At 65.6% G+C, this 11,685-nt stretch carries 15 protein-coding genes and 1 pseudogene; 4 read left to right on the top strand and 12 right to left on the bottom strand.

The genetic code is table 11. From position 1 onward, the window contains the following. The first annotated feature begins 32 nt into the window (after window positions 1-32). On the top strand, window positions 33-641 hold the full coding sequence (locus OQ789_RS09580) for a hypothetical protein (protein ID WP_324685254.1): 609 nt from the start codon (window positions 33-35) through the stop codon (window positions 639-641). Then, complete coding sequence (locus tag OQ789_RS09575) at window positions 632-1,324, top strand: Mce protein (protein ID WP_324685253.1); 693 nt, start codon at window positions 632-634, stop codon at window positions 1,322-1,324. Before OQ789_RS09580 ends, OQ789_RS09575 begins: the two co-directional genes overlap by 10 nt. Window positions 1,325-1,348: 24 nt before the next feature. On the opposite strand, the gene OQ789_RS09570 is transcribed toward OQ789_RS09575, so the two are convergent. From OQ789_RS09570 to OQ789_RS09555, 4 genes are read right to left on the bottom strand one after another with little or no spacing between them, the layout of a single operon-like run. Next, the gene (locus OQ789_RS09570) at window positions 1,349-2,305 is read right to left on the bottom strand and encodes a dipeptidase (protein ID WP_324685252.1); all 957 of its coding nucleotides are present in this window, start codon (window positions 2,303-2,305) and stop codon (window positions 1,349-1,351) included. Next, a complete protein-coding gene (locus OQ789_RS09565; RefSeq protein ID WP_324685251.1) occupies window positions 2,302-2,892 on the bottom strand; it encodes an arsinothricin resistance N-acetyltransferase ArsN1 family B in 591 nt (196 codons plus the stop codon). The genes OQ789_RS09570 and OQ789_RS09565 overlap by 4 nt, the downstream gene beginning before the upstream one ends. Window positions 2,893-2,934: 42 nt before the next feature. Further along, window positions 2,935-3,372 (bottom strand): SgcJ/EcaC family oxidoreductase, encoded by a 438-nt coding sequence (locus OQ789_RS09560; RefSeq protein WP_324685250.1) that lies wholly within the window; start codon window positions 3,370-3,372, stop codon window positions 2,935-2,937. A gap of 29 nt (window positions 3,373-3,401) precedes the next feature. After that, window positions 3,402-4,130, bottom strand: coding sequence for an esterase (locus OQ789_RS09555; RefSeq protein ID WP_324685249.1), 729 nt, complete (start codon window positions 4,128-4,130; stop codon window positions 3,402-3,404). A gap of 135 nt (window positions 4,131-4,265) precedes the next feature. On the opposite strand from OQ789_RS09555, the gene OQ789_RS09550 reads away from it, so the two are divergent. Both OQ789_RS09550 and OQ789_RS09545 read left to right on the top strand, forming a co-directional pair. Then, window positions 4,266-4,628 carry a nitroreductase/quinone reductase family protein gene (locus tag OQ789_RS09550; RefSeq protein WP_420716075.1) on the top strand — a complete coding sequence of 121 codons (363 nt, stop codon included), beginning with the start codon at window positions 4,266-4,268 and terminating at the stop codon, window positions 4,626-4,628. Window positions 4,629-4,716: 88 nt separating this feature from the next. Then, window positions 4,717-4,842 (top strand): annotated as a pseudogene (locus OQ789_RS09545) (alpha/beta fold hydrolase); the annotation flags it as partial. Between the two features lie 29 nt (window positions 4,843-4,871). Here the strand turns inward: OQ789_RS09545 and OQ789_RS09540 are convergent. The 8 genes from OQ789_RS09540 to OQ789_RS09500 all read right to left on the bottom strand — a co-directional run bounded on the left by OQ789_RS09540 (window position 4,872) and on the right by OQ789_RS09500 (window position 11,622). Continuing rightward, complete coding sequence (locus OQ789_RS09540; protein WP_324685247.1) at window positions 4,872-5,549, bottom strand: Crp/Fnr family transcriptional regulator; 678 nt, start codon at window positions 5,547-5,549, stop codon at window positions 4,872-4,874. A gap of 163 nt (window positions 5,550-5,712) precedes the next feature. After that, the gene (locus OQ789_RS09535; RefSeq protein WP_324685246.1) at window positions 5,713-5,844 is read right to left on the bottom strand and encodes a hypothetical protein; all 132 of its coding nucleotides are present in this window, start codon (window positions 5,842-5,844) and stop codon (window positions 5,713-5,715) included. A gap of 149 nt (window positions 5,845-5,993) precedes the next feature. Further along, window positions 5,994-7,427 (bottom strand): FAD-binding oxidoreductase, encoded by a 1,434-nt coding sequence (locus tag OQ789_RS09530; protein WP_324685244.1) that lies wholly within the window; start codon window positions 7,425-7,427, stop codon window positions 5,994-5,996. A 99-nt stretch (window positions 7,428-7,526) separates the two neighbouring features. After that, the gene (locus OQ789_RS09525) at window positions 7,527-8,267 is read right to left on the bottom strand and encodes an SDR family oxidoreductase (RefSeq protein WP_324685438.1); all 741 of its coding nucleotides are present in this window, start codon (window positions 8,265-8,267) and stop codon (window positions 7,527-7,529) included. 344 nt (window positions 8,268-8,611) lie between these two features. After that, window positions 8,612-9,121 carry a GtrA family protein gene (locus tag OQ789_RS09515; RefSeq protein WP_324685241.1) on the bottom strand — a complete coding sequence of 170 codons (510 nt, stop codon included), beginning with the start codon at window positions 9,119-9,121 and terminating at the stop codon, window positions 8,612-8,614. 141 nt (window positions 9,122-9,262) lie between these two features. Further along, complete coding sequence (locus OQ789_RS09510) at window positions 9,263-9,694, bottom strand: cellulose-binding domain-containing protein (protein ID WP_324685240.1); 432 nt, start codon at window positions 9,692-9,694, stop codon at window positions 9,263-9,265. Window positions 9,695-9,805: 111 nt separating this feature from the next. Further along, complete coding sequence (locus tag OQ789_RS09505) at window positions 9,806-10,639, bottom strand: enoyl-CoA hydratase/isomerase family protein (protein WP_324685239.1); 834 nt, start codon at window positions 10,637-10,639, stop codon at window positions 9,806-9,808. Beyond that, the gene (locus OQ789_RS09500; RefSeq protein ID WP_324685237.1) at window positions 10,636-11,622 is read right to left on the bottom strand and encodes an RNA polymerase sigma-70 factor; all 987 of its coding nucleotides are present in this window, start codon (window positions 11,620-11,622) and stop codon (window positions 10,636-10,638) included. Before OQ789_RS09500 ends, OQ789_RS09505 begins: the two co-directional genes overlap by 4 nt. Between the last annotated feature and the right edge of the window lie 63 nt (window positions 11,623-11,685).

The raw sequence follows: 11,685 nt of genomic DNA, 5'->3' as shown, positions 1-11,685 counted from the left end.
CGCGGGATACCGTATTGGTTGGGGAAGAGCGGATGGAACTGACGAGGTTGCGGTGGGCTGGTCGCGGCCTGGCGTGCGCCGGGCCGGTATTCGTCGCCGCCATGGTGCTCTCCGGGCAGGCGACCGCCGACCCGGGTCAGCTTCCGCCGCCGTTGCCCGCGTTCACGCCGGCACCCAGCGACTGGTCACCGAACTTCGAGATCTGGCCGTACAACACCTTCACCGCCCGGGTGACACCGGAGATGATCGGCGGAATGTCGGACTCCTGCCAATGGTTCAAGGCGCAGTTCGATCCGCTGATGGGTCAGATCAACGACTTCAACCGGTACCTCGGCGACCAACATGACGACTACTCGGTCGGTGGTGTGCAGGCCAACGCTCACGCGGTGGCCGCCAATATCGACCAGTCGACGGCCTTCCTGGCGCCGCGAGTGAAGCCGCTGATCATCACCAACCAGCCCGACAACTTCGGGCCGTATTCGCCGGTGTACGGCGGCGAGTCGATGACGCACTTGGTATTCCAGCTCTCGCGGATCAGCGACAGCATCAAGAGAAGAGATCCGTCCGGAGTCACCCACGCGAACATCGTCTCGGCCACCGGTTGGTCGAACGCGCTGCGCGACTCCGGCGCATGCAACTGATGAACTACCTCGCATCGATACGAACAGCCGGCAACCCGGGAACATGGTTGGTGAGTCGCTTCCGGGACGCCACCGCGCGCTCCGGAGGTGAAGCGGAGCAGCCATCAGACCCGGCCGCCGAAGCCGACGCGGCGGAAGACGATACGACGCCGCCCGACACGGACGAGGACGTCGCCGACCAGCTGCGCCCCGATAGCCGAAAAGCGCGGCGCACCAACGTCGTACGCCGGGCCGCCGCCGCGCTGTTGGCCGTCGTGCTGGCCGGCGCGGGCTACGAAGGCTGGCTCCTGTTTCAACATCACCAGCGGGATGTCGCCGCCGCGCAGGCACTGGACGCCGCGAAGAAATACATCACCACGCTGACCAGTGTGGACACCAACGCGATCGATAAGAACTTCGCCGATGTCCTCGACGGCTCCACCGGCGAGTTCAAAGACATGTACACCAAATCGAGTGCACAGCTGCGTCAGACGCTCATCGACAACAAGGCGGCGGCGCACGGCAGCGTGATCGACGCCGCGGTCCAGTCCGCCACCGATGACAAGGTGGATGTCGTGCTGTTCGTCGACCAGTCGGTGAGCAACGGTGCCGCGCCGGCGCCGCAGCTGGACCGCAGCCGAGTCAAGATGACCATGGAAAAGGTCGACGGCCGGTGGCTGGCCAGCAAGGTCGATCTGCCGTAAACCGTTGTGCCACTGGCGATGCGATCAGGAGCGCCAAGCCATTCGGGCCACCCGATGGAAGTTCCCGCCCAGCACCGCGCTGATATCGCGGGTGCTCCACCCCCTGGCGCGGAGGTGCTCGCCGAGCGTCAGGAAGGTCTCCGGGGACATCCATTGGATCGGCCCCCAGCGGGTGTAGCTGTCGTCGAACAGATGCGGATTGCGGCCCAGCTCATCGATGAAGTCGGCGGCGTCGAAGGAGAAATCGGTGCTGACACCGACGTGCTCGACGCCGATGAGGTCCACGGCGTATTCCAAATGTCGCGTCATCGCATCCAGGGTGGGCGTGTTGGGTCCCAGGAAGATGCCGACTCCGGTGATGCCGACGACGCCGCCGGTTTCCGCGCAGGCACGCGCCTGATCATCAGTGATGTTGCGCGGGTGATCCCAGAGTGCGCGCATGCACGAATGGCTGTAAATGACTGGGCCGGTGGAAACTTCGCACATATCCAGGCCGGTGCGAGCGCTGCAGTGGGAGCCGTCCGGGACCACGCCGGCGGTGTTCAGCTCGCCAACGATCGCGCGGCCCCATGCGGTCAGGCCGCCATCGGTGCGGTCGAGGCAACCGCTACCGGCGCGGTTCGCGTGGTTGTAGGTCGGCAACAGGGTGCGCACACCGAGGTCGGCCAACCTTCGCACATTCGCGAGGTCGTCGTCCAACGGCCGTGAGTCCTCCAGGTCGAACACCACCGCTACGCGCCCCGCCTGCGCCGCCGCGTCCACATCGTCGACGGTGGCGGCCAATTCGAAGTCTGGGCGGGCGTCGACCGCGGCACGGAAATGGCGCAGTAGCGCCACTGCATCACTGAAGCTGTGGGGTGAGTATCCCGCATTGACCGAAAGCAAAGTGCCGGCACCGCGTTGGTAGCGAGTCAGCGGGTCGATGTCGGCATCCGTCTTGAGCGGTAGACAGGTGTGCTGGTCCCACATGAGCGTGGTCATTGGTGTGTAATCCCCCGTCTACCGCAATCCGTATGGGCCGCGAGGGCGGAGTCGAGGCCCCGATCGGATAGCTGGGACCAGGTCACCGGCTCCTGCGGGGTCCGCGGTGTGTCGATCAGCCGGCGATGCCACCAGCCGACGTCCCACCACCTTGCGTGCTTGAAACCCACACCGCGGAAGACGCCGACGGGCGTGAACTCCAGTGCTTCGTGCAACGCTACGCTGGCGGGATTAGGCAGTGTGATGCCCGCGTAGGCGTTGACATAGCCTTGCGCGACAAGCACATTGAAGAGCGCGGTATAGAGTCGGCGGCCGTGGCCTTGGTGGTGAATGGATTCGTCCAGGTATAGCGAAACATCGACGCACCAGCGGTAGGAGTCCCGCGCTCGATGCGGGCTCGCATAGGCATACCCTTTGACGCGCTCATCATCGGTGACCACCAGCCAGGGCAAGGATGCGAGCGTCGTGGTGATCCTCGAGCGCATCTCGTCGACGCCGGGGGGCATCGTCTCGAAGGAGATCGCCGTGTCACGCACATAGGGCAGATAGATCTCCGCCACCGCGCCGGCATCCTGCGGTGTCGCCATTCGTACCCTCATGACCACACAACGCTAGTCGGACGGCAATATTCAGGAAAACAATTTGGCCACGAGTTTTTCGGCGAGCCGCCGGTGGGTGGTGTTTTGCGAGGCGGCAAGTCGCCAGCGACCATCCGTCCGCACCGCTACGCTGGTGTTCACTCGAGAATTACGCCGATTGTGTCGTCGCGTCCCTTTGACGACCGATGCGTTCGAATGGACGAGCGCGACGTCCGCTGTGAGAAACCGGACCTGAATAATGTCTATCCGCAGCTGCGTTCCCTTGAGCAGCTTTTTGAAGAGGGGAACATACGATGATGCGATCGCGTCGCGTCCCGCGTGATGGCTGCCCAGAAAGGTGACGTAATCGGCATCCGAGGTGAAGACGCTGGCGTAGGCGGCCGGATCACCTGCGGCCCAACCCTTTACCTGCCGATCGATGAGCGCGCGAATGGCGTCCTCGTCGGCTCGTTGGTCGCAGTTTGTCATTATGCCTCCCGCAGTTGCATCGCTTGAGGCTAAGCGATGTCGGGGCTGATCATCGACGCGATTGCGCTGCGCGACACCGACACCTGCGTGGCCTCCATCGCCGGCTGCAGCGCGTTTTGGTCGAAGAAGAACACGATCGCGTCATTGGTGATCGCGAAGCTCTGGTAGTTCGCCGGCTCGAGTCCGGTGGCCGGAGGAATCGACACGGGCGCCCGGTAGCGGTCGGCCAAGGTCTTCTGCACGATCGGCAGGATGGCTTGCAGCGGCTGGGATCCCGGTTGGAACAACGCGTCGAAGGTGATCGGCTGCTGGTTGGCCAGGTTGTAATTGAAGGACTTGTACCAGACCAAGGGGTGAGCCGCACCCAGGTTCTGGTAGACCTCGGTGACCACCGACTGGGTACCCGTCGCCTGAGTACCGGAGCTGTATCGGGTACCGGTAGCCTTCAGCGCCGTCGGCGATTTCAATGCGCTCAGAGGCCCGCGGGCATTGGCGAAATCGTCACTGGTCTTGGTCAGGTAGCCGATTATGGTCTGCTCATCGGGATAGTTGGCCGGAAACACCATGCTGATGTCCGAGAACGGTCCTGAGGCATCGAAGTGGCACATCTGATTGGCGTCGACGCTCGCCGGGTTACACAGTTGCGCGTCGGCACCGGCCACAGCCATGCCGGTGAAAGCAGCCACCCATGCGAGCAGGACCACGATCACCGCTATCCACCGCGCACGGGTACGCCGCCCACCGCCAGAGCCAGTCATCCAGTGCCCTCTTCCTCGTCCTACGGCAACCGCCGGAGCATCTGCGCGGGGATGCTACCTGCATGTGCGCCGGGCCGGCATCACCCCGATTCCCGCGTTGAACTATTGGTCGGCAATAGCTGCAATACTTTCCACGTGGGTCCCAACGAACTCGGCCGCCTCCTGATGCGAGCCGCACCTGTTTTCAACGCGCCGATATCCGCACTGGCCAACTCTCGCCGCTTTGGCCGGTTGATCAATCGCAACATCACGATGCTGACCTACACGGGTCGACGCTCCGGACGCACATACAGCATTCCGGTGGCCTACACGCGGGCCGGGGACGACATCGTCGTCAGCGTCGGCATGCCCGAGGCGAAGACCTGGTGGCGGAACTTCCTCGACACCGGCGGGCCCCTGACGCTGCGACTGGACGAGACCGAGCGCGAGGGGCACGCCATCGCCACCCGGGACGACAAGGGCGCGGTCACCGTCACGGTGCGGCTCACCGATTCTTGAACCGGCGACATCGGGCGAAAGCCCCCTCACGACAAGGCGTTTGAGCGCTCGCATACGGAGGTTTCCCGTCCGCGCCAAATGCCGGTCGTCCGCTGACCAACCGCCGGTGGTGCTCGGCCACCGCGGCGGAGCGTATTCAGGCTGGTGGGACCACTTCGCGCCGTTCTTCTCCGGCACCCATCGGGTGATCGTGCCGGATCTGTCCGGGCACGGGTCGATCACCTGACGGGCCTACCCGAGACGTCAGGCCCTGGCGCGGCGGGCCAGCTTTTCGGGTTGGTCGACGATGAGCGCTTTGCCATGCTGGCGGATCCATCCGCGTTGGGTGAAATCCGCCAGCGCCTTGTTGACCGTTTCACGCGAGGAGCCCACGAGCTGAGCGAGCTCCTTCTGGGTGAGATGGTGCTCGACGAGCACCGCGCCCCCGCTGCTGGTGCCGAATCGCATTGCCAGGTCAAGGATTTGCTTGGCTACCCTGGCGGGCACATCGGTGAAGATGAGGTCGCACAGCGCGTTGTTGGTGTGACGGAGACGGCGCGCCAACACCCGCAGCAGCTGCTCGACGATTTCGGGGCGTTCGACGATCCATGTCCGTAGTGCCTGACGGTCCATCCGGACGGCTTCCACCTCGGTCAGGGTGATCACGGTCGAGGTCCGCGGGCCGGGATCGAACAACGCGAGCTCACCGAACACGTCGCCCGGGCCCAGCACCGCGAAGACGGTTTCGCGACCGTCCGGCGTCTGGTGGCGGATCTTCACCGCACCCGACAAGATGACGTAGAGATCCTCGCCGGTTTCGCCTTCGACGAAGACGGTGCGCCTGCGCGGGAACGAGACGTGCTGCAGATGCTGAGCCAGCGCATCGACCGCATCGGGAGCGATTCCCTGGAAGATCCCGGCCCTCGCCAGTACTTCGTTCACGCCGCCCCTTTCAACGCGTTTCGCACGGCGTTGCGCGCACTAGGCGCTGCACCAATGTGGGGGCGTCACGGCTCGCTGTCCCGACCTTACACGGCCGGCGGAATGGTAAACGTTGCAGGTCGGGCGGGCCGTCGCGGTGCGCAGCGGCGGCCGGACGGGAAGGTCAGGCGGCCGGCGTGGTGACGGTCGACGCGACGGTCACCTCGGAGTACAGGTGACCGCACGCATCGCAATCGACCTGATACTCGAGCTTGTCGTCATCGCGTTCAATGAACCGGTACTGCGCCCACGCCATGCAACGCGGGCACCGTGCACGACCGTGCTCGATTGCCATTCGCCAACCCCTTAGCTCGCCACAGACTCACTGGTAGTACCCGGCGCAGAGCCGGGCTAACCATCGAATGTCACGCGCCGCAGCGCCCGCGCCGCATCCGCGTTCGGCGGCTAGAAGTTCAGCCCCGAGAACATCACCCGGCCGGGATCGTATTTCTGCCGGACGGCGCTCAGCCGGGACAGGTTCGGGCCGAAATAGCGCGACGGCGACTGGTTGGCCTCGATGTAGTTCACATAGCCGCCGACCGAATATTGTTGCACCGCTTGATGTGCCGTGCTGAGCCAGTTTGTTGCGGCGGCGGGATCACCCGTCTCCACATACCACTGCACCAGCGCCGACTGCCGGCGCCACGGAAAGGCGGTGGCGCCCGGCGCCACCGTGGCCAGCGCACCGTCCATGGCGTGCATGATGGCGAGCATGCGGCCTGCGCCGCGGGGAAAGGCGTTGACCGCCGAGGCGATGCCCTGTGCCACGCCCGCGTTGACGGTGGCGAAGACGTCGGATCCGCCGACGTATCCGAGCGGTTGCGGGTTGAGGTTGCCGACGGCCAGGTAGTTCACCAGGTCCATGTAGTTGAAGGTGTGGGTCTCGGTACCCGAGGGTTGCAGTCCCACTGCCTGGGTGATCGCGGCCGCGGCGCTGTTGCCCGAGCCGGCCGGACAGGTTGCCAGGATCCGGCAGCGCGTGCCCATCCCGTCGACGGTGGCGTCCGCCAGCGCCCAGCTGTTGCGGTCGGCGGTGCGCAGCCAGTTCTGCCAGCCGACGAGAACTTGCGCGAAGGACTGTGGTGGGAAGTTCAGGTTGACGACGTCGACGTCTTTGGTGGGGAACGTGGCGAAGGTCAGCGCGGTCGTCACACCGAAGTTGCCGCCCCCGCCGCCGCGCAGCGCCCAGAACAGGTCGGGGTTGTTGGCGGCGGACGCGGTGACCGCCTGGCCGCTGGGCAGCACCACCGACGCGGAGGTCAACTGGTCACAGAGCAGGCCGGCGTGCCGCGACTGGGCCCCCATGCCGCCGCCCAGCGCGTGCCCCGCGGCACCGACCGACGGACAGGTGCCGGTGGGGACGCCCCGGCCGGCCGCCGCCAGGGTCCGGTGCATCGTGTACAGGCTCGTGGCCGGCGTCACCGTCACCTGTCCCGTGGCGGCGTCGTAGTTGGCGTCCCCGGGCAGCTGGCGCAGGTCGAGCACCATGGCGCCGTTGGCGGTGGACGCGCCGATATAGGAGTGCCCGCCGCTGCGGGGGGCGACCTTGAGATTGTGGGCGGCCGCGAATGCCATCGCCTTCTGCACGTCGGCCGCCGACGTCGGGGTGACGACCGCCGCGGGCGTCAACCCGTTGTAGTTGGTGTTGAAAACCTGTTTGGCCCCAGCGAATTGGGGGCTGTCTGGAAGCAGCACCTTCCCGCCGAGCGCGGTCGACAGGCTCTCCCAGCCGGTAGCTCTCGGATCGGCGGCGACCCGGGGTGCGCCGAGGACCGCGCCGGTGGCCAACGCCCCGACGGCGCCCCGCAGGAACGCCTGCCGCGAGAATTCACGCGCCATCGTCGGACTCCCGCGATTGCGTCATGCCCCGAATTGTCGACCACGAAAAGCGCGGTGCCGCATGACGTGTCGGGGGGTGATCCAAACGTGCCCGAACCGTTACCCGGCGCCCTTGCCGTTGTCGACCCGATAGACGGCGCCGTGGATCGCGGCAGCGGCGTCGCTGGCGAGGAAGGCGATCACGTTGGCCACGTCGAGCGGTTGCATCATTCCGCGCGGTGACGCGGTGCGCAGGATCAGGTCGTAGTTGGGATTGTCCGGCGCGCTGAACTGTTCTATCTGCGGGGTGAGCATGCCGCCGGGGCATACCGCGTTGACGCGCAACCGATCCGCGGTGTACTCCACGGCCAACGCGCGGGTGAGACCGACCAGGCCATGCTTGGCGGCGCAGTAGCCGGCCGAATACGCCTGGCCCTCGACCCCGGCGATGGAGCTGACGTTGACGATGTTTCCGCCGCGTTCCAGCAGCTGCGGCAGCGCCGCCCTGCACAGGTAGAACGGCCCGTTGAGGTTGACCGCGAGGTCTTGGTCCCAATCGTCGTCGGTCATCGACTCCGTGCGGCGCATCTGGTGGCGCCCGGCGACGTTGACGAGAATGTCCAGGCCGCCGAATTCACGCACGCACCGCTCGACCGCGTCCCGGCATGCCCGCACCGAACCGATGTCCACCAAGGCAAAGCCGCCGCGCTCCACCCCGGCGAATACCTCAGCCAGGCGATCGGTGTCACGACCGATGCCGAAAACCGTTGCGCCCAGGCGGGAGAACAGTTTGGCCGTTTCGGCACCCAGGCCCGACGACGCTCCGGTCACCAGCGCCACTCTGTCCTGTAGTGCGGCCATGCCGAGTCCCGTCACTGATATGACCGCAATCGCAGCAGGGTACCGCGTCGAACTTGTGGTGGCGCAAACGCTCGCGGCACGTATCTGGCGGCTGTGTCCGCAAGGATTCGCTCGACCCGGAAGCGGCGTTGGATTCGGCGTGCAGTGATCAGCGCGAGGAGGCCGATGGCCTGCCTGCCCAGCGCGATCCGGGTCGTCCGCTTCCGCCAGCCGGGCGCCGTCGAGGCCGCGCGCCGCCCGAAGTGGTAGCCGACGCACGTTGCCGCCGCGAGCGCGGCGAGCGCCGCGATAACCGTCACGTGTCGAGCGTCCTGCGTCGCCGTCGCGGGAAGGTCACGCCGGGGCTACACCTCGGCCACCAAGTGCGGGCTGCGCGCACGTCGGCTGCGGAAGACCACCCACCTCATCGCGGTGTAAATGAACACCGCCTCACAAACCCCCGCCGCCAGTCGCGACAGCTGGTATTGGGCTCCGAGGGCCGTCAGCGCGGTGGTCACCCCGAGAATGAATGCCGCGTAGTTGACGGCCACCACGTCGACGTAGGTCGCGACCTGCGGACCGACGGGCGCGTGGGACCGGAAGTTGACGGTGCGGTTGAGCACGTAGCTCAGCGTCAACGTGCATCCGTACGCCACGGTGACGGCGACCGGCACCGGGAGGCCGAGCGCCCCGCGCAAGCCCGTGAGGATCGTCAGGTCGACGCCGAAGGTCAGGCCGTTGATCACGCACAAGCCGACAAACGTCGGCGCGACGATGGCCGCCAGCCCCAACGGCAACCGGCCGGCGAACGCCCCACACCAGTGTGCGAACCGGGCGGCCGCGCGTGATTGGCCGGCCGACGGTTCCACTGACACCTGAGCACCGTGACATGCCCAGGTATCTACCGCGTGATCAGTTGGCCAACTGTGGTCAACTGATGCAATCTTCACTGCAGCGGATTGGGCTGCGGACGAGATGCGTCAGTGCGGGCGTGGCCGGTGGCCACGACCGAGCCTCTAGGTGGCGCAGGGATATTGCCCGTTGAACACACAATTCGCCGGGGGCGTGAAGGTGCCGGTCAGCAGCCCTCGTAGGCCGCCCGTGGCCGAACCACCGGGTGCGATGGTGCGATTCCAATTCGCCGGGGTGAGAACGTAGTGCGTGCCGGATTGCGTAATAGTGCTATTCCACGTGTGCACCACCGATTCGCCTGCCGGTAAGTCGAAATCGAGCCGCCAATCGGTCATCGGCGCCGCGCTCGAGTTCATGATGGCGAAGCGAGCGATGAAACCGGTCTGCCACGCGTGGTCAACCGACAGCGTCGCCGTGGCCGCAGCCGCGTTGGCCGCGGGGGTGCCGGTGAGCGCGAACATGACAGCCAGCAGACCCGACACGGTGAGGTGAAGCGCTGGGCGCCAGCGTTTCACGTAGTTTTCCAAGGCGGCCATGGCACCAACACTAGGCCGGACACTCGGTATCAGCCGGCGCGGCGCGGCTAAGCTGCCGTACCTTTGCCCAACTGAAACCGTCGTGAAATTTTTGCCTCGAGCCGCCCTTGGTCATGTATCGGTCATGGGGCCGGCCGGTGTAGTCACACGGTCACCGCCCTGCTGGATAAACGCTTGTCGCGCGGCACGAAAGGCGGGTGACCTCAAGCAACGAGCTTGCGCTTCGACGGCGACCCGCAAGCTCGCCGTGGGCTGCAGAAGCCAGCCGGCGTCGATGGCCCGGCGTGCGCCGTCGATGGCCTCCGGTGGCTGAGCTGCAAGGCGTTTGGCAAAAACCTCCACCGCAGGTTCCAGACGGTTTTCGGGTACGACACGATTGGCAAGCCCGACGTTCAGCGCTTCGGTGGCATCGATGACTTCCCCGAGTAGCACCATTTGCCGCGCACGGGCCTCCCCGATGAGTCGCGGCAGACGAAACGTGGCCCCCATATCGGGCAGCAAGCCGTAGCGTGTTTCAGTGAGGCCGACCCGTGCGTTGTCCGCGAAAATCCGGAAGTCGCAGGCGATCGCCAACTGCAGTCCGGCGCCGTAGGCGTGACCGCGAACCGCAGCGACGCTCGGGCAGCGCAGGTTGGGAATGAATTCGAAGACGCCGGCCAACCGCAGGCCAAGCTCGATCGTCTCTTCGTCGGGCGCGCCGGTGCCGAACTGCGGGAGAATCGTTGACATGGCTTCGGCCAGGTCGAGGCCGGCAGAAAAAGACGTTCCGGCGCCCGTCACCACGAGGCAGCGCAACGTTGCGTCGGCCAACAGATGCTTGCTCAGGTCGCGCAGATCGTCACGCATCCGCTCGTTCTGCGCGTTGAGCTTGGTCGGTCGGTTCAGGGTCAGCGTGCCCACGTCAGCGCGGCGTTCATAAACGATGGTGGCGTAGTCGTGGTTCATGCGCGGGGTGGCTTCCTGACCGGTGATTCACAGGTCCGGGGATCCCGACATGCCAGGGGTGACAGGGCGAACCCGAGATGTTTGAGTTTGTGCGGGTTGATCACCGAGCGGATGGTGCAGATGGCCCCGCCATAGACGTCCAGGCTGAGCACGTTGATCAGCGCGCCGTCGGAGTCGAAGGCCAACATCCCCGGTTGTCCGTTGACCTGCGAACGCTGAAGTCGCACACCAAGACTGCGGTAGCCACGCATAATCGCGGCCACGACCCGGTGGACGCGGTGTCGGCCGAATATCGGTCGTGGCAGTCCGCGCCCGATGCCACCCCCGTCGCCGTAGAAAGCCACATCCTCGGCCAGCCAGTTCACCAGATCGTCCAAATCTCCATTCTCGGCTGCGGCGAAGAACCGTTGTGCGAGTTGATTCTGACGTGCGGTGTCGGCGTCGAATCGACGCCGACCGGCGGCGATGTGTCGACGAGCCCTATTGAGCAATTGGCGGCAATTGGCCGGCGTCTTGTCGACGATGCGGGCGATGTCATCGTAGTCGTAGGCGAAGACCTCGCGGAGCAAGAAAACGGCTCGCTCGACCGGTGACAGCGTCTCCAGCAGCACAAGAAATGCCATCGACAGCGAGTCCGATACCACGGCCAACTCAGCGGCGTCGGGAAGTGCCGGCGTCAGTAGCGGCTCGGGAAGCCAAGGGCCAAAGTAATTTTCGCGCCGGGCGCGCACTGAGCGCAGCTGGTCGATCGCCAGCCGGGTGGTGATCGTCGTCAGCATCGACCGCGGCGACTCGACGTGGTGGCCGCGCTGTAAGTAGTCGAGGTAGCGCAAGTATGTCCCCTGCACCACGTCCTCGGCATCGCTGACGCTGCCCAGCATTCGGTAGGCGATGGAGAAGAGCAGCGGCCGCAGATCGGCGTAATCCTCGTGCCCTTCGGAGCCCTCCCCGGGCGAATGGTTGGTCGATGGTTGAGTCGTCACGTTCTGTAGACGATCGGGCCGTCAAAGATGTGACAGGCAGGGTCATTCCAGCCGCGGGGCGAT

Source organism: Mycobacterium sp. 94-17, from assembly GCF_035617725.1.
Classification (GTDB): Bacteria; Actinomycetota; Actinomycetes; order Mycobacteriales; family Mycobacteriaceae; genus Mycobacterium.
This window is presented reverse-complemented; position numbering and strand designations above follow the sequence as displayed.

Coding starts and splice junctions, on each gene's coding strand:
- OQ789_RS09580 (WP_324685254.1), top strand. CDS start 33: ATGGAACTGACGAGGTTGCGGTGGGCTGGTCGCGGCCTGGCGTGCGCC.
- OQ789_RS09575 (WP_324685253.1), top strand. CDS start 632: ATGCAACTGATGAACTACCTCGCATCGATACGAACAGCCGGCAACCCG.
- OQ789_RS09570 (WP_324685252.1), bottom strand. CDS start 2,305: ATGACCACGCTCATGTGGGACCAGCACACCTGTCTACCGCTCAAGACG.
- OQ789_RS09565 (WP_324685251.1), bottom strand. CDS start 2,892: ATGGCGACACCGCAGGATGCCGGCGCGGTGGCGGAGATCTATCTGCCC.
- OQ789_RS09560 (WP_324685250.1), bottom strand. CDS start 3,372: ATGACAAACTGCGACCAACGAGCCGACGAGGACGCCATTCGCGCGCTC.
- OQ789_RS09555 (WP_324685249.1), bottom strand. CDS start 4,130: ATGACTGGCTCTGGCGGTGGGCGGCGTACCCGTGCGCGGTGGATAGCG.
- OQ789_RS09535 (WP_324685246.1), bottom strand. CDS start 5,844: ATGGCGTGGGCGCAGTACCGGTTCATTGAACGCGATGACGACAAGCTC.
- OQ789_RS09530 (WP_324685244.1), bottom strand. CDS start 7,427: ATGGCGCGTGAATTCTCGCGGCAGGCGTTCCTGCGGGGCGCCGTCGGG.
- OQ789_RS09525 (WP_324685438.1), bottom strand. CDS start 8,267: ATGGCCGCACTACAGGACAGAGTGGCGCTGGTGACCGGAGCGTCGTCG.
- OQ789_RS09510 (WP_324685240.1), bottom strand. CDS start 9,694: ATGGCCGCCTTGGAAAACTACGTGAAACGCTGGCGCCCAGCGCTTCAC.
- OQ789_RS09505 (WP_324685239.1), bottom strand. CDS start 10,639: ATGAACCACGACTACGCCACCATCGTTTATGAACGCCGCGCTGACGTG.